The organism is Pseudomonas sp. NPDC012596 (assembly GCF_042902325.1).
In the GTDB taxonomy this organism is placed as follows: domain Bacteria; phylum Pseudomonadota; class Gammaproteobacteria; order Pseudomonadales; family Pseudomonadaceae; genus Aquipseudomonas.
On the sequence record NZ_JBIBEB010000006.1, the window covers coordinates 201649 to 221188 of the forward strand.

The window sequence follows — 19540 nt, forward strand, 5'->3', positions numbered from 1 at the left end:
CAGCTGCCCGCGACGGTCCCACGCATGCAATCGGTGTTCAACCCCAAACAGAATTACCTGCTGGCGGCCTTGTCGGCGCAGACGTTCAGCAGGCTCGAGCCGCACCTGGAGCGCGTCAGCCTGCCGTTGGGCAAATCACTGTACGAATCGGGCGATACCCTGCGCCATGTGTATTTCCCCGCCGATGCAATCGTCTCGCTGCTGTACGTCATGGAAAACGGTGCGTCGGCGGAAATTTCGGTGGTGGGCAATGAAGGGCTGGTGGGTATTGCAGTATTTATGGGCGGTGAAAGCACGCCCAGCCGCGCCATCGTGCAAAGCGCAGGGCATGGCTACCGCCTGCCGGGCGAACAGCTCAAGGAGGAGTTCAATCGCCATGGCGAGCTGATGATGCTGATGCTGCGCTACACCCAGGCACTGATCACCCAGATGGCGCAGACGGCAGTGTGCAACCGCCACCATGCCATCGACCAGCAACTGTGCCGCTGGCTGCTGCTGTCGCTGGACCGCCTGCCGGGTGACCAGTTGCGCATGACCCAGGAATTGATTGCCAACATGCTCGGTGTGCGCCGCGAGGGTGTGACCGATGCCGCCGGCAAACTGCAACGGCTAGGGGTGATCGAGTACAACCGCGGCCATATCCGGGTGCTCGACAGGGCACGCCTGGAGCAGCTCAGCTGCGAATGCTACGCGGTGGTGAAGAAAGAGACCGACCGGCTGCTGCCCTACCTGCCGTCCGTTTAGCAGCCCGCGCAGGCGTGCCAGGCAAAACAGGCTACGCTCGGTTCTTCGAAGGCTCATTCGTCGCTCGGGCGGCTCAACGAGGGTTCAGCAATGGCGACAATCGAGACAACCGCGTTCGCGCAGGGGCTGTTGCAGGTGGAGAACAGCTGGCAGGCGTACCTTGCATCGCAAAAGCGGGCAGAAGGCCTGAGCGGTGAGCAGCTCAGTTGTGCGCTCAAGGTCTGCACCCGGGATTACGTCAGGTTTCAGAACCAGAGCCAGCAGTTCTATGCGGAAGTTCGCAAGCGCGTGGGGGATGCTGAAAAGCTGGAGAAAGACCAAGTGCTGTACCCACACCACTACCTCGACAAGCACTGACGTCGAACGCCTTTGGCAGCAACTGCCTTGAGTTGCCTGGGCAGGCCTCATCGCTGGCAAGCCAGCTCCCACAGGGTATGCGACGCGCTCGCGGGCTTTGTCCACTAGCGAGGGTCCTGTAGGAGCGGCTTCAGCCGCGAACACCGGCCAAGCCGGTGCCATCCACCGCGCCGCCTGCTTCGCCGCTGAAGCCGCTCCCACAGGGTATACGGCGCGCTCGCGGGCTTTGTGCTCTTGCGGGGATCCTGTAGGAGCGGCTTCAGCCGCGAACACCGGCGAAGCCGGTGCCATCCACCGCGGTGCCTGCTTCGCCGCTGAAGCCGCTCCCACAGGGTATGCGGCGCGCTCGCGGGCTTTGTGCTCTGCGCGACAGCGCAGCCCGAAGGGCTGGGTAATCTCCCACAGGTCCTGCATAGGGCTTGAGGCCGATGCCGTTGAAGTGGGAGCGCGCAAGCTCAATTATTCACGGCTTCATTTTTTGCCACGGCTGGTAGCTGTACCGCTCCGCCTCCGAGGCCCTGGACGGGTCTGGGCGGCCAGAGCCCTTCACGCTTTCCTTGCGCGCCTGCTCATCCCCATGATCATCATGATCTTGCGCATTCGAGCCCTCGCCTTCTTCACTGCCCTCTTCGTCTTCGCCGGTTGGCCAGTCTGCTTCCTCATCGGGGTTGCCACCTGGGGCGTCGATATCGGTGAAGCTCTTGCCAATGGTCATACACACCTCTCGATGCTCAGAAGTCCTGAGCTGTCTTGAGTGTGCGCCTTCACGCTTGGCAAAGGGTTTATATCGGACCAACAGCCCACTCCCTGCACCTGCTTAACCCACCTGTGAACTGTCGTCACACCCGGTATGACGCTGCGCCGGCTAATCCCGTGTGCCTTTGCCGCTTAAGGTAGCCCTGCAAGGCCGTGCAGCTGTCGGCCCATGACAACAACAAGCGTGCAACCGAGGTGCAAGCCGATGCGTGGGGATCAAGAAAAGACTAACAACAAGCTGGGGACTGGCTTGAAAGGCAGGCAGGTCACGATGATCTCGATCGGCGGTGTGATTGGCGCCGGGCTGTTCGTAGGCTCGAGCAATGCCATCGCCGCCGCAGGGCCAGCGGTGCTGGTGGCGTACGTGATCGCCGCGGCAATCGTGGTACTGGTCATGCAGATGCTCGGCGAAATGGCCACGGCGCGGCCAGACACGGGCTCGTTTTCCTCCTACGCCGACCAGGCCATCGGGCGCTGGGCGGGGTTTTCCATCGGCTGGCTGTACTGGTGGTTCTACGTGCTGGTAATCGCCATCGAGGCCATCGTCGCGGGCAACATCCTCGGTGACTGGCTAGGCTTGCCGCACTGGTTCACGGCCTTCGCCATGACCCTGGTACTGATCTTCTGCAACAGCCTCAGCGTCGGTTCGTTCGGCACATTGGAATACTGGCTGTCGCTGTTCAAGGTGGTGTCGATCGTGAGCTTCATCGGCCTCGGCGTGCTGGCGATCTTCGGCCTCCTGCCGGGCTCGTCCACCAGCGGCATCAGCAACCTGTACGCCAACGGCGGGTTCGCCCCCAACGGCAACGTGGCCATCGTCGCCGCACTGCTGACGGCCATGTTCAGCTTCCAGGGCAGCGAGGTGGTGACCATCGCCGCCGCCGAGTCGCGTGACCCGAAAGCCAACATCAAGAAGGCCATCCGCGCCGTGGTATGGCGCCTGGGCCTGTTCTACCTCGGCTCGATGTTCGTGGTGGTGTGCCTGGTGCCGTGGAACGCACCGGGGTTGGCGCAGGGCTCGTACCAGGCAGTACTGACCGCGATGAACATCCCCTGGGCGCCGGGCATCATGAGCATCGTGGTGCTGGTGGCGGTCACCAGTTGCCTGAACTCGGCCATCTACACGGCCTCGCGCATGGCCTACTCGCTGGCCCGCCGCGGCGATGCACCCGAGGCGGTTTCACGCACCACTGCCAAGGGTGTGCCACTGCTGGCCGTCGCCCTCACCTCAGCCGCTGCGCTGGCGGCACTGGCAGCCAACTACCTGCTGCCGGCCCAAGTGTTCCAGTTTCTGCTGGCCACCAGCGGCGCGTTGGCCCTGCTGATGTACCTGGTGATCGCCATTACCCAGCTGTGCATGCGCCGCAAACTGGTGGCGCTGGGCAAGCAGCTGGAGGTGCGCATGTGGCTGTTCCCGTGGCTGACGCTGTTCACCATCGTGCTGATCGTCAGCGTGTTCGCGATCATGGCGGCGTTCCCCGGGCAACGGGCCGAGCTGCTCAGCACACTGGGGCTGACCGCCGTGCTGGTCGCCATCGGCACCTACCTGCAAAAGCGCCAGCCGGCGCTGTCGGCGCAGCGCAGCGCGTTGCAGTTCGAAACCAGCACGCCGTGACGCGCGGTCACAGCGGCTGTGCCGCGCACGCTCTTTTTCCTTCTGTAACGCAGCCCTAACCTGGCTGTACCCCGGCCCACAGCGGGCCGGGCAACCCAACAAATCAAACTGTGGAAGCCCTTCATGAGCATTGCGCCAAAACCCGACGAACTGGCCATCCCTTTTCAACTGCCGCAAGTGCCGTTCATGTCCCCCGACATGGTGCACCCCGGGGTACTCGGCAAGTGGCTCGAAGACGACCAGCTGTGGGTGCCGGTCACCGCTTCGGTGTCGTTCAAGCCGCTGCTGCTGAGCGTCTCCGGCGGCTACTACATCAACCTGCTGCGGGTACGTCAGAGCGGCGTGCTGTCGCGCCACCGCCACACCGGCGGCGTGCATGCGCTGGTGCTCAAAGGCCGCTGGTACTACCTGGAGCATGACTGGATCGCCGAAGAAGGCTCGTTCGCCTTCGAGCCGCCAGGTGAAACCCACACCCTGTTCGTGCCGGAAGACGTCGAAGAGATGATCACCTGGTTCCACGTGCAAGGCGGCTATACCTATGTGGACCCGCAGGGCGTCGCCGTGGGCTACGAGGACGTGTTCACCAAGCTGGAAACCGCCCGCGCCCACTACAAGACGCTCGGGTTGCCCGACGACTACATCGAGCAGTTCATTCGCTGAGCTGCCTCACCCCACTGGCGTAGCAATCGGTACGCCGGTTGCCACCCCGACGCGGCGCTGCCAGCATTCTGCTGATTGATGGAGGCAGAACATGGACAACTACTCACAACTGCTGGCCTTCCTCGGCGCCGCCGAGCACGGCAACTTTTCTGCTGCGGCGCGTGCTTGTGGCATGACCCCGTCGGCCATCAGCAAGCTGATTTCGCGCCTGGAGGACCGCCTGCAAGTGCGCCTGTTCCAGCGCGGCACCCGCAGCCTGACGCTGACCGAGGAAGGCGCTGCCTACCTGGTCAGCGCCCGCGCGGTAAGCAACGCCATGGCCGAAGCCGATTCGCTGGCCGAGGCCTTCCCCACCCGCGTCAGCGGCACGTTGCGGGTGCACACCATGACCACCTTCGCCAAGCACCAGATCATCCCTTGGCTGCCGGAATTCCTCGCTGCCTACCCGGGGCTGACCGTGGATATCCAGGTGGGTGCGCAGTTCAGCGACCAGTTCGACCAGGGGCTGGATGTGGCCATCCACAGCGGCGTGCTGCCCGACTCGTCGCGCATCGCCCGCAAGATCGGCCAAAGCCGCTGGGTCATCTGCGCATCGCCCAGTTACCTGGCCGCGCACGGCACGCCTGAACACCCGGGGCAGCTGCTGCAGCACAGCTGTTTTTCCTTCGGCTTCAGCAGCGTGTGGAACACCTGGGGGTTCGTGGTCGATGGCCAGGCCGTCACCGTGCCCGTGGTGCCCAAGGCCACCTTCGCCCAGGGCGACTTGCTGCGCGACTTGGCACTCAGCGGCGCTGGCATTGTGCGCCTGGCCGAATTTCACATCGGCCAGGACATCCAGGAAGGCCGCCTGGTGCCGCTGCTGCAACCGTATGCCCAGGGCAGCGTCGAACCGATCTACATGATCTACACCAACCGCAAACACCTCAGCCCACGCATCCGGGTGTTCCGCGATTTTCTTGAACAGAAGCTCGCGAGCAGCCCATGGAACACCCGCTGAGGCACAGAACAGGGCCAGGCGCACCGCCAGCCCTGCACCGCACAACAACACAGAGGTACACATGCGCAATCTCGTAGGCGATGTTTCCAGCGCCGCTCGGATCCTCCCGGCACTCGACGGCCAGGCCCTGTTCATCCGTAACGGCAAAGGCCCGCACCTGTGGGACGACCAGGGCCGCCAGTACATCGACACCGCACTGGGCTTCGGCGCCGTGCTGCTCGGCCATGCCAACGCCAACGTCAACGCGCAGGTGGCCGAGGCCCTGGCCGACTCCGCTTCGCCTTCCTGGGCCCACGTGCGCGAGCACGCCGCCGCCACCGCGTTGGCGGCCCATACTGGCGCCCTCAGCCGGGTGATCTTCACCAATTCCGGCAGCGAAGCGGTGCACCTGGCCTGCCGTGCGGCGCGCGCCCATACCGGGCGCGGCCGCATCGCCAAGATGGCGGCCGGCTTCGACGGCTGGTTCGACGATGTCAGCTTCGGTAACGTCGGCTCACCCGAAGCCGCGTTCGCCGATGGCGAGCGCCCCGCCACCGCGCGCACCACGCTGCTGCGCTTCAACGACTTCGACGACGTCGAGCGGTTGTTCGACGAAGACCAGGACATCGCCGCGGTGATCCTCGAACCCATGCTCGCCAATGCCGGCTGCATCATGCCCGCGCCAGGCTACCTGCAGCACGTGCAGGCGGTGGCTCACCGCCACGGTGCGCTGGTGATCAGTGACGAAGTGCTGATGGGCTTTCGCCTGCATCCCGGGCTTGCCAGCCTGCACGCCGGCCTGGACCCGGACATCGCCAGCGTCGGCAAGGCCATCGGCAACGGCGTGCCGGTGTCGGCCATCGTCGGCAAGCCGCATATCCTCGCGGGCTTCGAGCAAGGCAAGGTACTGCGCGGCGGCACCTTCAGCGGCAACCCCCTGGCGTGCGCGGCGGTGCTCGCCACGCTGGAGCAACTGGACGCTGGCGACTACCCACAGCTGATTGCACGCGGCGAGCAGTTGCGCCAGGCCGTGCAGGCGATCTTCAAGGCCCAGGGCATCACCATCAGCACCAGCGGCTACGGCAACGTATTCGCCATCTGGCCATCAGCGCGTGCGCCGGCCACCTATGCAGAAGCGGTTGCGTTCGGCGATGCAGGCTTCAGCCAGGCCCTGCACCTGGCGCTGCGTGCGCAGGGGCTGCTGGTGATGCCGTCGCAGTACGGGCGGATTTACCTGTCGTTCGAGCACAGCGATGCAATCGTGGAGCAGATGACGCGCGCGTTCGAAGCAGCTGCAGTGCAGCTGGCGCCGCGTTTTGCCGATTGGAATCGTTGAGCCACGGGTCAGCATTTTTTCCTGCAAGCCTGCGGCGCTCGCCAATGTGGGTTTGTTGTTCATGATCGAGCGCCGCTGCCGGCGCTCGATCTCAATGGCGACAATTGCCTTCAGGCGTGCACACCCCTGGCCCGCAGGATAGCCGGTCACGGTAAATCGCTGATTGCTGTGGCTTGATCCATCCGTTGCGGCTACCTTGAAGTTTCACTCAAGGAGTGCGGACATGGCCGATAAATATGTTGGAAAAATAGTCGGAGTTGGCACGGATAATGTGAGCTACGTCATCAACATTTATCAGGACGAGACCGTGGAGCGCTCGCCCAATGGCATGATTCGACATCCCGGCTTAAAGCATTTTGAAATGCAGTTTGGGGGTGCCGTAAACAAGATTTCCGAACGCGAATACGAGATCGTAGCGACGGGCGTGAGGGTTACCGTGCAGGACGGCGACAGCTAGGGTTCACTCAACCACACCTCTATGCCCAAAACCAACCCTGCGCTTCGGATCGCAAGCTGATCCTCATGGATCACCGCAATCGACCTGAAGCGGTCCCTAGATGCCTTGGGGTGAGTGCGGTGTTCGGATGTGTTCGCCTTGAAATCTTCAGCGCCTATGAGATCGAGCGCCGCCCGCGCGGCGCATCGCGGATAAATCCGCTCCTACGTTTGTTTCAGGCCAGTAACGTCAGTGACAGACGCGCGCGAACCCTTGTTTGTACGACTCGATATTGCGTCACGCACCAAGGCGGTCGCGCGCACCCCTCCGACATAATTGGCCAAAAACAAACGTAGGAGCGGATTTATCCGCGATGCGCCGCGCGGGCGGCGCTCGATCTCATAGGCGCAGACGATGTCATGGCGAACGTCCGCAATGGGTCGATAGCAGCCCCTCGTGGAACGCAGTGGCAATGCGTACTGCGCCGATCACTGGATCAGCGGTACGCCACTCAACGCCTGCAACTGCTCGAAGTCGATATCCGCATAGATCTCGACCACCCGCAGCCCGTCAGATGTCACATCCAGCACGGCCAGGTCGGTGTAGATGCGGCTGACGCAACCGAAGCCGGTCAGCGGGTAGGTGCACTCGGGCACCAGCTTGCTTTCGCCGGACTTGGTCAGGTGGTCCATCATCACGAACACCTGGCGGGCGCCAGTAGCAAGGTCCATCGCGCCGCCCACGGCGGGGATCGAACCTTCGGCACCGGTGTGCCAGTTGGCCAGGTCGCCCTTGACCGACACCTGGAAAGCGCCTAACACGGCGATGTCCAGGTGGCCCCCGCGCATCATCGAGAACGAGTCGGCGTGGTGGAAGAATGCGCCGCCGGGAAGCATGGTCACATGCTGCTTACCGGCATTGATCAGATCATCGTCTTCCTCGCCCGGCGCCGGGCTCGGGCCCATGCCCAACAGGCCGTTCTCGCTGTGCAGGAACACTTCCTTGTCACCCAGGAAGTTGGCCACCAACGTCGGGGCGCCGATACCCAGGTTAACGTAGGCGCCTTCCTGGATGTCTGCGGCCACGCGTTGGGCCATCTCGGTACGGGAGAGCTTTTTGGTGATGGTCATGGCAGGCCTCAGACAGCGTTGGCGATCAAGGAAGCGGTAGCGCCGGGGACGGCAACCACGCGCTGGACGAAGATACCCGGGGTGACGATGTGCTCCGGGTCTAGCACGCCGAGCTCGACAACCTGGTCGACTTGAGCGATGGCGGTCTTGGCGGCCATGGCCATGATCGGGCCGAAGTTGCGCGCGCCCTTGCGGTAGATCAGGTTGCCCCAGCGGTCGCCCTGGTGCGCTTTGATCAGCGCGAAGTCAGCGTGCAGCGGCATTTCCAGCACATACATGCGGCCGTCGATCTCGCGGGTTTCCTTGCCTTCGGCCAGCAGAGTGCCGTAGCCGGTCGGCGAGAAGAACGCGCCGATGCCGGAGCCTGCAGCGCGGATGCGCTCGGCCAGGTTGCCTTGCGGCACCACTTCCAGCTCGATCTTGCCGGCGCGGTACAGTTCGTCGAACACATACGAGTCGGACTGCCGCGGGAACGAGCAGACCACCTTGCGCACGCAGCCCGCCTTGAGCAGCGCGGCCAGGCCGATCTCGCCGTTGCCGGCGTTATTGCTGATGATGGTCAGGTCGCGGGCACCGGTGGCGATCAGCCCGTCGATGAGCTCGGACGGCATGCCGGCCGTACCAAAGCCACCGACCATGATGGTCGAACCGTCGATGATGTCTTCTACCGCGCTGGCGATGGACTCAAACGTTTTGTTGATCAAGGCGAGCTCCTGGTGGTTCCTGGAGTAGGGTTTATCTGGTCAGTGGTCAGCCGCCAAGCCATGGGTGAATTACTGGGCCACTCAGCGATTGGCGTTGTTTTGCTGATATGGCTATAGCGTGCCGCAAGACGGGGCAACAGTAGAGGGGGGGTTGCGGGAATATGTGCGGTTACCGAACGATTGTGCGTTTTTCGGTCAGTAGTGCCCAGCGTTTAATACACTTCGTTACGTGCCGGGCGATGTATCGAATTGCCGGGGTCGGGGGCATGCAGTGGCTGCTTTGCAGCGTGATGGTGGTGAACGGTTGGGTGCGATTGGTATCCTGACAGCTTTTGAACCCCATGTTGCCGCTCCCGGCCTACGCACGAGATTCAGGATGCCCCGTTCCCCTAGCTACGACACGCTGCCAGACCACTACAAGGCCGTGCTCCATGCACTGATAACGTCCTTTCCTGGCAAAGGCAAGACCGCGCTGCTCAAGCTGCTGCGGACAATGGCTATCGAGGATGCAGACGGCAGACTGTTTGACGTCACCTCCCTCCCCGCCGCGCTGCAATGGCTGCAGGAACACGGCTGGGTCGAAGTGGAGCAGCGCAACGAAGGGCAATATTTTGCCGTGGCTGCGCAGCGGCGTAACAGCGTGCTGCTGAGCATGTTGGGCGCAGCGCAAGGCAAGGCTCACCTGGGCCAGATCAACGCCAGTTTGCCCGCACTTGCCCCCTTTCAGGCAATTGGCAAACAGCGGGCACTGCAAGAACTCTGGCTCAGCCTGCTAAGCGCTGAAAGCGAGCGGTTCAAGTCATTGCTGGGTCATTCAAGCCTAATGTTCCCGGCCAAGGAATGGGATGTGCTGCACCCCATGCACTTGCTGCAGGCCGATGCAGCAGGCCTGGAAGTGTTCGGCCAGCTGGATGACAGGGTGCGCTGGCTGCTGCTCGAAGACCACCTTCGCTTGATCAATAGACGGCTGGGGCCGGCCACCGCCAGCTACACCTGGGCCAAGCGCGAACTGGCGATCAGCCCGTGCGCCGAACTGGGGCGACAAGTAATGCTGCAGGCACTCTGGCGCGGGGAATGGCAGGCGCTGGAAGAGTACGGCACTCAGGGCTATCCGCTGGCAACCCGGTGTGTGCAATCTTTGATGCGTGGCCAAGTCGCCGAAACCTTGCAACAGCTAAGGGCATGGCTTACCGAGCAGCGCAGGCAGACCAAAAAACGCAAGATCGACCTGCCGCCGCTGCTCAATGCGCTCTATTGCCTGGCCCTTATCGGCGAAAACGACAGCCAGCACCACGCAGCACTCAAGCAGGCCCTGGCGTTGGGCGAAAAGCAGAACTACGGCCAGGCTTACTCCGCACTGCTTGAGCTATTCGAACAGCTGCAGGGCAACAAGCCGGAGTTGAAATACCTGAGGAGCGTCACGCTCAATGGCCTGGATGGTCTGCTGATGGCCCTGGCGCTGTACTGGCTGGATGCACCGCTGGCGCGTGAGCCGGGTTGGCGCACAATGCTGGAAGATTACCGGGCCGTACTCGACCAGCAAGGTTACGCCTGGCTGGCGGCAGAATTCGACGCGCTGATTGCCGCGCAGTTCGGCGCGCCACGGCAGCTCCCCGACCTGCATCGGGACGCCGGCCTTGCCCCCCTGCTCTCGCTGCATCAGCGCCAGGCGGCCTGGCAGCATGCACTCAGCGCACTGAGCCAGCTCAAGCCGGCCAGTGATGCAGCCAGCTCTGCGGGCAGGCAGACCACACGCCTGGCGTGGCTGCTGAATTTCCATGGCTATCCCAACCAACTTGAACCGCGCGAGCAGAAGCTCGGCCCCAAGGGGCAATGGAGCAAGGGCCGCCCGGTAGCGCTCAAACGCCTGATGGAAGAAGGTGACCGGCTGGCGTTTCTGTGCGAGCAGGACCGTCAGGCGATCAGCTTGATCCAGGCCAGCCAGACCTACTATTCCAGCGCCGAGTACGAATTACCGGTCAGCCTGGGCCTGTCCAGGTTAGTCGGCCATCCGGCGTTGTTCTGGCACGACGCACCTGATGTACGTATCGAACTTGAGACCGGCCACTGCAGCCTGCACCTTGAGGCTCAGGACGGAATGATCCAGCTGCGCCTGGAACCACAGGGCATCGTCACCGACGACACGCACTACCTGCACCAACAGACACCCAGCCGGCTGTTGATCTATGCGGTGAGCAGCGACATACGCCAGATCGCCAAGATCGTCGGCGACGGCCTGAGCGTGCCGCAATCGGGCAAAGCGCAACTGATCGAAGCGGTCAGCGCTATCACCCCATTGGTGCCCATCCATTCGGACCTGCCAGAGCTCACCGCGCAGCTCGAACTGGAGCCCGCCGATACACGCCTCTACGCCCATTTGCTGCCCATTGCCGAGGGTTTGCGCCTGCAATTGCTGGTGCGTCCGTTGGCCGAAAGCAGTTGGTTCCACCCGGGCCAAGGGGCGCAGAACGTGCTCGGCGAGCGTGATGGCAAGCCACTGCAGGTTAGCCGTGACCTGGCAAGTGAACGCCAGGCGCTGCAACAGGTGCTGGACGCCTGCCCCGGGCTGGCCAACGCGAGCGGCGATGGCCAGGAATGGCAACTTGACCAGCCTCAGCACGCCTTGCAGGTACTCAGCGAGCTGCATGCCTTGGACGGCGACCAGGTGCACTGCGTGTGGCCGGAAGGCGAGCGTATGCGAATCAAGGGCCGCCCGGACTTGAGGGCACTCAAGCTGGGCCTGCGCCAGCGGGGAGACTGGTTTTTCCTGCAAGGTGAAATCGACCTCGACGATGGCAAGGTGCTGCAACTGCGTGAACTGCTGGAACGGCTCAAGGCCAACCCCGGGCGCTTCCTCAAGCTCAACGAGCGCGACTGGCTGGCACTTGACGAACGCCTGCGCAAGCGCCTGGATGAGCTGGCGCACCTGGCTGATCGGGTCACCGACCAAGGCCTTCGCCTCAGCCCGCTGACCAGCCCGCTGCTGGCCGGGCTGGCCGAAGAGGCAGGTGAGTTCAAAGCCGACAAAAGCTGGCAAGCGCACCTTGAGAAACTGCAGTCGCTGCGCGTTTACCAACCTCAGCTACCCCGCGCCCTGCAGGCCGATTTACGCGACTACCAGCATGACGGCTTCGTCTGGCTGGCGCGCCTGGCGCACTGGGGCGTGGGTGCCTGCCTGGCCGACGACATGGGCCTGGGCAAGACAGTCCAGATCCTCGCGCTGCTGTTGCAACGTGCAGCAGCAGGGCCGCAACTGGTGGTGGCCCCGACTTCGGTAACGCTCAACTGGCAGGCCGAAAGCAGGCGTTTCGCGCCGCAGCTGAGGCTTCATCTGTACCACAAGACGCGCATGCTGAGTGACCTCGGCCCTGGCGACGTGGTCATCACCAGCTATGGGTTGTTGCAGCAGGACAGTGCCGCCTTCGCCGCGTGCCACTGGCACAGCGCGGTGCTCGACGAGGCCCAGGCCATCAAGAATGCACAGACCAAGCGTTCCCAGGCGGTCATGGCTTTGCAGGCCGATTTCCGCCTGGTCGCCACTGGCACTCCGGTGGAGAACCACCTGGGCGAGCTGTGGAACCTGTTCCGCTTCATCAACCCAGGCCTGCTCGGTAGCCAGGAAAGTTTCAGCAGCCGCTTTGCACTCCCCATCGAGCAGGGTGATGCAACGGCCCGGCGGGCGCTCAAAGCGCTCATTCAACCGTTCATTCTGCGCCGACTTAAAAGCCAGGTGCTCGACGAACTGCCCGCACGCACCGAGATCACCTACAAAGTCCCGCTCTCCGACGAAGAGGCGCATCTTTACGAAGCCCTGCGTCAGCAAGCGGTCGACAATGTGTCTGGCTTGGCGCCCGGGGCAGGCAAGTCTTTCCAGATACTCACGGAAATCACCCGCCTGCGGCGGTTCTGCTGCCACCCGACGCTGGTGATGCCGGAAACTACCCTGCCCGGCAGCAAGTTACAGGCGTTCATGGCGATCGTCGAAGAGCTGCTGGACAATGGCCACAAAGCCTTGGTCTTCAGCCAGTACGTGGACCAGCTGAGCATCGTCCGCGCCTGGTTGGCAAAAAAAGGTATCGCCTACCAATACCTCGATGGCAGTGTGCTGCCCAAGGACCGGGAAAGCCGGGTCAATGCCTTCCAGGCCGGGGTCGGTGAGGTGTTCCTCATCAGCCTGAAAGCCGGGGGCAGCGGCCTTAACCTTACCGCTGCCGACTATGTGATCCACCTCGACCCTTGGTGGAACCCGGCGGTCGAGGACCAGGCCAGTGACCGTGCCCATCGCATTGGCCAGCAGCGCCCGGTGACCATTTACCGGCTGGTGGCCGAGAACACCATCGAAGAACAGATCGTCGCCCTGCATGCCCGCAAGCGCGACTTGGCCGACAGCCTGCTCGAGGGTGGCGAGGTCAGTGCAAAAATCGACGCTGACGCATTGTTGAAGCTGCTTGCTGGCGCTGCGAGCTGATCATGAGCGTGGCAGCGCCGCCAGCACCGCACCCACCATGCTATTGAACGTAGCCGGCGAGTCCACCACGCGCGCGGGGGCGTTTGCCTCGCCGTCAGCACGCGTGGCGCGACGGGCCTGGTCGGCGGTGGCTGAGAGCTTGACGATCACCAGTTCGCGGCGAGGGTTGATGTAGATTTTCTGCCCGAAGCGCCCGCTGGCCTCGAACGAACCGTCACCGTCGTTTTTCTGGTACCAGTAATTGCGGTAGCTGTAGCCAGGGCGGCCGGGGCCGAGGCTGCCCTGGGCGAACACTGCCGGGTCCGCAGGCTGGAACGTGCTGTGCACCGCCTGGTTGAAGCTGTCGCCCTTGGCATCACGGGCCAGTTCGCGGCGCACCAGTTCGGCGAAGCGGGCGGTGTCGCGCAAATTGCAGCTGATGCCGCCACTGGCCATTTCGGTACCGAGCGGGTCGACTTGCACATAGGCATCGTCCTCGGCGAAGCGTGACCACAACCGCTGTTCGACCAACTGCGCCCAGTTCAGCCCGGTGATGCGCCGCAACGCCCAGGCCAGCGCTTCCGGCGAGCCGTTCTGGTAGAAGAACGGCGCCTGGCCAGCGGGGTTCGGCGCCTGCTGCACCTGCCGCAGGAAGCTGTAGATATCCCCCGGCATGCCCTCGCCCCGCGGTATCAGGCCGGTGGCGGCAAACAGGCCGAGGTCCGGTGGCATCTGCGCGGGGTACTGCACCGCTACCTGCATGTCCAGGTTGGCCTGCACCGTCGCCTCGCCAAACGGCGTGCCGCGCAGTTCCGGCACGTAATGCGCCAGGGTACGCTGCGGGTCCAGTGCACCTTCGGCGATCAGCTGGGCGGCGATCAGGCCGGTGACCGACTTGGTCATCGACGCCCAGATATGGGGCTGGCCGGGTTGGAAGCCGTCCATGTAACGCTCGTACACCACCTTGCCCCGGTGCAGCACGATCAGCCCGTCGGTGCTGGTTTGCTGCAGGTAGCCGGCCAAGGTCACCGGCTGCTCGCCGGCGCTGAAAGCCAGTTGGTCGAGCGCCGCCGCGCGGCCTTCGGTCAAGGCCAGCGGTGTGGCTGCGCGGCCGATGCCCCGGGTGGGCGACACCTCCCGGGCGTGGCGCATTGACCAGCGCAAGTACGGTGGCTGAAAGGCATTGGCCTGGTTAACCCGCAACTCCGGCGCCGGAGGGAACCCCTGCATCACGCCCTGCCCGGTCGGTGCACCGACCGCCAGCGTTGGGGCCAAGGCACCGGCCAGCACCAGGGCGATACTAGTCAGGTTGGCGGATGAAGGCTGCATGCTGCGCTTGGACATGGTCTTGCTCCTTGGTTGCACTAGAAGTTGGCGCCCACGCTGAACGCCACATAATCGCGGTCGCCGCGGGTGCCGTAATCGCCGTCGAGGTAATCGGTATAGGCAAGGCTTGCCCAGTACTGGCTGGCCAGGCTGACGTCCACGCCCAGGCTGATCGAGCGCGAGCCTTCGTTGAAGGCCGAGCTGTCCGCCGGTGAGTAACCCTTGACGTCATGGGCCCAGGCCAGGCCTGGGCGAATGTCCAGGCCTTGGATCAGGTTGGGGTAGCTCCAGGTCGCGCGCAGGCGGTAGCCCCAGGAAAAGGGTGTGACAAAGCCCTCGTCGTTGCAGTCGCCCGGGCTTTTCGAGATCGCCAGGCACAGGCTGTTGTCGGCCAGCTCGCCGTTGCCATAGGCACCGGAGCGGCCATAACGCGGCCCGAAACGCCCCTCCAACCCGCCGACATAGGTGGCGCCCACCTCACCCATCAGCAGCAGCTGGTTGGCGCCCATGACCTGGCTGAACGCCTGCACGGCGGATACCTGGGCCTGGGTCACCTCCTTGCGCCGGTAACCGTCAAAGGGTGTGTTGTCTGTCGCAGGGCGCAGGCCGTCGCCGTTGAGCGGGCTGCGGCCGGGGGCATTGAGCAATGACTGCAGCACATCGTTGCCGTTGAGCTGCACCGGCATGTTCGGCCGGTAGCTCAGTTCGCCCTGCACGGCGGCACCGTTGCGCAGGGTGGTGGCGAAGGTCAGGCCGTACAGGCGGATGTCTTCGGGGTATTGCGCCCGGTACTGCGAGGTGCCCATGCGCAGCGCGCCGGCCAGGGTCTGCCCGTTGCTGGACGCCAGAAAAGCCCCGCAATTGGCCAGCGCCACACCGACATTGCCGCACAGTTCACGGGCAAAGCCCGTATTGGCGTAATAGCGGCTGCTGACCGTGCCCAGGTAAGGCGAACGGCTGTGGTAATTGGCGGCGAACAGGCCGAACTCGGTATCCAGTGGCTCAACGTACCAGTGCAGCGAAACACCCCATTGGCCACCGTTGCGTGCATCCTGGTCGGCGCCCCGAGGCACGCGCACGCCCTCCTCCGTCAGCGTCACACCAAACGGGGCCAGGGCCGGCGACACGGCCGGGTTGGTCACCATCTGCCCGCCGACATCCAGCCCCTGGCAGCCTTCGGGCATGAAGTCGTTGCCGGAAAAGAACGTTGCGCAGTTCTCCAGCCGGGTCTGCTCCCAGTCCAGCTGGTAGAAGGCATCGAAAGACAGCGCCTGGTTGAGGTTCTGCGTGACATACAGCAGGTTGACCGGCGCCAGGGCGTCTTTCACTTCCGAGCCCGGCCGGCGTAGCGCAGCCTGGTTGAAGGGGTTTATCACGTTCAGCCCGCCCTGGATGAACAGGCTTTCCCCCCAGTTGACCACCTGTTTGCCCACCCGCAGCGACCCGGGTTCACCACCAATGTCGTAAAGGCCATAGGCGAATGCATCGAGCAGCTCGGCCCCCGCGGTTTTCGCCGAAACCTGGCGGTTGCGGTCGTCGATGTCGACGGCCCGCTGGCTGTGGTCGCGCTGCGCGGTGTCGTACCAGTAGGTGCCACGCAGGAATACACCCACGTTCTCGCGGCGCAGCTCCAGGTCGTGGGTGCCTTTGAACATCGCCGAAAACACATCGCCCGAGCGATAATTGCGCCGCGCGTCGTTGCCATTGGCTGCCTGCAACTGCTGTTTGTCGGGGTTGGCAGTGCTGACGGCGGTACTCAATGACAGCGCCGAGTCGAAACGCCCTTGCAGCGCGCCAACGTCGAATTGAACGCCCGCAACCGGGGTGGCGAGCAGGCAGCACAGGGCCGCCAGCGGCGCCTGGCGCCGGCAGAATAGGAGGGTTGCGCTCACTCTTAACCTCTTGTTGTTTTATTAGGCTTTGTACGAAAAGTGCCTGCGCGACGATCATGCTGCGTTGAAAGCAGGCTCGGAATGCTCATTTACAACCCGTAAACTCCGCTTCCTCGCCTGCTTTCGCCTTGCCTGATCGCCGCTCGGCGACTTTTCGTACAAACCCTAGAGAGGGAAATGATGGGTTTAGCGCGGACGCGCCGGCCGCCAAGGCCGGCGGTGTCGGTGACGAGCAGTATCAGGTAGGTTTGATTGCGCTCACAAATAGCGTCTTCGGATCAATGCCATGCCGGTTCGTTATGGCTCGATGGCGGCGTTTCAGAGCACTTCGAACAAGCCTGCGGCGCCCATGCCCCCGCCCACGCACATGCTCACCACCACGTAGCGAACCTTGCGCCGGCGGCCTTCGAGCAAGGCATGCCCGACCATGCGCGCACCGCTCATGCCATAGGGGTGGCCGATGGCGATGGCGCCACCGTTGACATTAAGCCGCGACGGGTCGATGCCCAGGTGTTCGGCGCAGTAGAGCACCTGGCAGGCGAATGCCTCGTTGATCTCCCATAAGCCGATGTCTTCGACCCGCAACGCATGGCGCGCCAACAGCCGCGGTATCGCCAGCACCGGGCCGATGCCCATTTCCTCCGGGGCCAGGCCGACCACCGCCATGCCCCGGTACAACCCCAGCGGCTGGCAGCCTGCGCGTGCCGCCCGGGCACCGCTCATCAGCACACAGGCGCTGGCACCGTCGGACAACTGGCTGGCATTGCCCGCAGTCACGCAGCCGCCCTCGATCACCGGTTGCAGTGCCTCAAGGTCCGCCAGCCGGGTGTGCGGGCGGTTACCTTCATCCTGGGTCAAGTGCACGCGCTCGGGGGACTGGACGCCAGTAGCCTTGTCGACGACCTTGCGCTGCGCCGTGACCGCCACGATTTCATCAGCAAACAGCCCCGCCTCCTGCGCTGCCGCTGTGCGCTGCTGCGACAGCAAGGCGTAACGGTCCTGGGCGTGGCGGTCGATACCATAGCGTTTGGCGACGTGCTCGGCCGTTTGCAGCATGGGCATGTAGGCGTGCTCGCACAGGCGCCGCACCATGGCGTCCTGGGCAGCATTGGCGGCCTGCATGTGCGCCTGCTGCACCAGGCTGATCTGCTCCTGCCCGGCGCCGACCACCACCTGCATGCCCTCGCCGCGGATCTGCTGAGCGCCGATGGCAATGGCCATCAGCCCTGATGCGCATTGGCGGTCGATGGTCTGCCCGGCCACCGACTGCGGCAAGCCGGCCGCCAAGGCCGACAAGCGCGCCGGGTTGATGGCGGCGGTCCCGCTTTGCATGGCGGTGCCCAGCAACAGGTCTTCGACCTCGCCCGGCTCCACGCCGGCGCGCTCGACGGCGGCGCGGATGGCAATGGCGCTCATGCTGGGGGTGGTGAGGTCGTTGAACGCGCCGCGCCAAGCCTTGGCGATGGGCGTGCGCGCGGTGGATACGATGACGGCGTCTTGCATGAAACGGCTCTCCTTGGGCAATTACACCGGCAGCAGGCTTGCGTAGGCGCTGCGCAATTTGGCGGGAATCGTGACCGGGCGGTTGTTGCGGCGATCGACGAACACATGGGTGAAACGGCCAGCGGCGCAGGCCTCGGGCTCGCCCTCGACGAACACGGCCAGGGCGTAGTGCACCGAACTGTTGCCCAACCGTTCGACGGCGATGCCCACCTCGATGCGTTGCGGGAAGGCGACGGCGGCAAAATAGTCGCAGGCGGACCCGGCCACGTAGGCCACCACCGGGTCGTGGTGGATATCGAGGCCAGCGTGCTCGATCAACCAGGTATTCACGGCACTGTCGAAAAAACCGTAATAAACGACGTTGTTCACATGCCCATACAGGTCGTTGTCGTGCCAGCGCGTGGTGATCGGCTGGAAGTGGCGGTAGGCACCGCGCAGCGGGCGTTCCCTGGCCATGTTCAAAACGCCGCCTGATAGAGGGCCAATGCGTCGTCGAGGGTAACCTTGCGCGGGTTGTTGACCAGCAACCGTTGCTGTTGCAGGGCATCCTCGGCCAGCAATGGCAGGCTGTGCCGCGGTACCCCTACATCTCGCAGCCGGCTGGGCAGGCCGCAGCGTGGCGCCAGCTGCTCCAGCTCATCGATGAACTGGTTACACAGCTCATGCGGGTCACCAGGCACCAGCCGATCGCCCAGCAGTGCCGGGGCCAGCGCGGCGTAGTCGGCGAACGCTTCGCGACGGTTAAAGCGCATCACGTGGGGCAGCACCAGCGCATTGGCCAGCCCATGCGGCACGTGGTAACGCGCCCCCAATGGGTAGGCCAGCGCATGCACCGCTGCCACCGGCGCGTTGGCAAACGCCTGCCCGGCCAGGCAGGCGCCCAGCAGCATGGCCTGGCGCGCCGCCAGGTTGCCACCGTTGTGCACCGCCTGGTCGAGGTTGCCGGCCAGCAGCGCCAGCGCCTCACGGGCCAACAGGCTGGACAGCGGGTTGCGCTTGAACTGGCTGGTGGTGGCCTCGATGGCATGGACCATGGCATCGATCCCCGTGGCGGCGGTGATCGCCGGGGGCAGGCCCAGCGTGCGCTCGGCGTCGAGCAACGCCAGGTCGGGCAGCAACAGGGGTGAAATCACCGCCATCTTGGCCGCCTCGCCGGTGGTGATCACGGCCACGGGTGTAACCTCCGACCCCGTTCCGGCGGTGGTCGGCACCTGGATCAGCGCCAGGCGCTGGCCTTTGGCCTGGTCGATGCCGTAGACCGCCTCCAGGGTTTGGTCACAGGCCGGGTGCGCCAGCAGCGCCACCAGCTTGGCGACATCCATGGAGCTGCCGCCACCGAAGCCGACGATCAGCTCGGCGCCGATATGCCGCGCCCGAGCGACGGCCGACAGCACGCAGGCATGGCTGGGGTCGGCGCTGACCTCGCTGAAGATCGCTACGCTCAGGCGGGCCTGGGTGAACCCTGGCAGCAAGTCATCGAGCATGCCCAGGTTAACGATACCCGGGTCGGTCACGATCAGCACGCGGCGCACGCCGCGTTGCTGGCACAGCTGCGCCAGGCGCCCGGCGGCGCCGGGTTCGCACAGCAAATGGGGAGTAGTGGCAAAACTGAAAGGCTGCATGCTCATGTTCCTCTTGTTCTTGTGGGTGAACAGCCG

General features: G+C 64.2%; 16 protein-coding genes. 8 read left to right on the forward strand and 8 right to left on the reverse strand.

What is annotated here, in order from left to right; genetic code table 11:
• The first annotated feature begins 24 nt into the window (after positions 1 to 24).
• Together ACFY68_RS10065 and ACFY68_RS10070 are read left to right on the forward strand one after the other, a co-directional pair.
• Positions 25 to 744 (forward strand): Crp/Fnr family transcriptional regulator, encoded by a 720-nt coding sequence (locus ACFY68_RS10065; RefSeq protein ID WP_387526313.1) that lies wholly within the window; start codon positions 25 to 27, stop codon positions 742 to 744.
• A gap of 90 nt (positions 745 to 834) precedes the next feature.
• Entirely contained in the window at positions 835 to 1101 is a 267-nt protein-coding gene (locus tag ACFY68_RS10070; protein WP_387526316.1) for a hypothetical protein, read from the forward strand.
• A 463-nt stretch (positions 1102 to 1564) separates the two neighbouring features.
• Here ACFY68_RS10070 and ACFY68_RS10075 read toward each other — a convergent pair whose 3' ends face one another.
• Complete coding sequence (locus ACFY68_RS10075; RefSeq protein WP_346612476.1) at positions 1565 to 1816, reverse strand: hypothetical protein; 252 nt, start codon at positions 1814 to 1816, stop codon at positions 1565 to 1567.
• A 246-nt stretch (positions 1817 to 2062) separates the two neighbouring features.
• On the opposite strand from ACFY68_RS10075, the gene ACFY68_RS10080 reads away from it, so the two are divergent.
• The 5 genes from ACFY68_RS10080 (at position 2063) to ACFY68_RS10100 (ending at position 6901) form a co-directional block, all read left to right on the forward strand.
• Entirely contained in the window at positions 2063 to 3472 is a 1410-nt protein-coding gene (locus ACFY68_RS10080; RefSeq protein ID WP_387526319.1) for an amino acid permease, read from the forward strand.
• Positions 3473 to 3595: 123 nt separating this feature from the next.
• Entirely contained in the window at positions 3596 to 4132 is a 537-nt protein-coding gene (locus ACFY68_RS10085) for a 2,4'-dihydroxyacetophenone dioxygenase family protein (protein WP_387526322.1), read from the forward strand.
• A gap of 91 nt (positions 4133 to 4223) precedes the next feature.
• Positions 4224 to 5129 (forward strand): LysR family transcriptional regulator, encoded by a 906-nt coding sequence (locus tag ACFY68_RS10090; protein ID WP_387526325.1) that lies wholly within the window; start codon positions 4224 to 4226, stop codon positions 5127 to 5129.
• A 61-nt stretch (positions 5130 to 5190) separates the two neighbouring features.
• Positions 5191 to 6444, forward strand: a complete 1254-nt coding sequence (locus tag ACFY68_RS10095; protein ID WP_387526328.1) for an aspartate aminotransferase family protein — start codon at positions 5191 to 5193, stop codon at positions 6442 to 6444.
• 223 nt (positions 6445 to 6667) lie between these two features.
• Positions 6668 to 6901, forward strand: a complete 234-nt coding sequence (locus tag ACFY68_RS10100) for a hypothetical protein (RefSeq protein ID WP_387526331.1) — start codon at positions 6668 to 6670, stop codon at positions 6899 to 6901.
• 467 nt (positions 6902 to 7368) lie between these two features.
• Here ACFY68_RS10100 and ACFY68_RS10105 read toward each other — a convergent pair whose 3' ends face one another.
• Together ACFY68_RS10105 and ACFY68_RS10110 are read right to left on the reverse strand one after the other, a co-directional pair.
• The gene (locus ACFY68_RS10105) at positions 7369 to 8010 is read right to left on the reverse strand and encodes a 3-oxoacid CoA-transferase subunit B (RefSeq protein ID WP_346612466.1); all 642 of its coding nucleotides are present in this window, start codon (positions 8008 to 8010) and stop codon (positions 7369 to 7371) included.
• Between the two features lie 8 nt (positions 8011 to 8018).
• On the reverse strand, positions 8019 to 8714 hold the full coding sequence (locus tag ACFY68_RS10110) for a 3-oxoacid CoA-transferase subunit A (RefSeq protein WP_346612465.1): 696 nt from the start codon (positions 8712 to 8714) through the stop codon (positions 8019 to 8021).
• A 376-nt stretch (positions 8715 to 9090) separates the two neighbouring features.
• Here ACFY68_RS10110 and ACFY68_RS10115 point away from each other — a divergent pair, with 376 nt between their 5' ends.
• Positions 9091 to 13182 (forward strand): DEAD/DEAH box helicase, encoded by a 4092-nt coding sequence (locus ACFY68_RS10115; RefSeq protein WP_387526335.1) that lies wholly within the window; start codon positions 9091 to 9093, stop codon positions 13180 to 13182.
• On the opposite strand, the gene ACFY68_RS10120 is transcribed toward ACFY68_RS10115, so the two are convergent.
• The 5 genes from ACFY68_RS10120 to ACFY68_RS10140 all read right to left on the reverse strand — a co-directional run bounded on the left by ACFY68_RS10120 (position 13183) and on the right by ACFY68_RS10140 (position 19504).
• Positions 13183 to 14505 (reverse strand): serine hydrolase domain-containing protein, encoded by a 1323-nt coding sequence (locus tag ACFY68_RS10120; RefSeq protein WP_387526338.1) that lies wholly within the window; start codon positions 14503 to 14505, stop codon positions 13183 to 13185.
• A gap of 20 nt (positions 14506 to 14525) precedes the next feature.
• The gene (locus ACFY68_RS10125; RefSeq protein WP_387526341.1) at positions 14526 to 16379 is read right to left on the reverse strand and encodes a DUF1302 domain-containing protein; all 1854 of its coding nucleotides are present in this window, start codon (positions 16377 to 16379) and stop codon (positions 14526 to 14528) included.
• Positions 16380 to 16697: 318 nt separating this feature from the next.
• Positions 16698 to 17882 (reverse strand): acetyl-CoA C-acyltransferase, encoded by a 1185-nt coding sequence (locus ACFY68_RS10130; RefSeq protein ID WP_387526344.1) that lies wholly within the window; start codon positions 17880 to 17882, stop codon positions 16698 to 16700.
• A 21-nt stretch (positions 17883 to 17903) separates the two neighbouring features.
• Positions 17904 to 18338, reverse strand: coding sequence for a thioesterase family protein (locus tag ACFY68_RS10135; protein ID WP_346612460.1), 435 nt, complete (start codon positions 18336 to 18338; stop codon positions 17904 to 17906).
• Positions 18339 to 18340: 2 nt separating this feature from the next.
• Positions 18341 to 19504, reverse strand: a complete 1164-nt coding sequence (locus ACFY68_RS10140; protein ID WP_387526347.1) for an iron-containing alcohol dehydrogenase — start codon at positions 19502 to 19504, stop codon at positions 18341 to 18343.
• Positions 19505 to 19540: the final 36 nt, after the last annotated feature.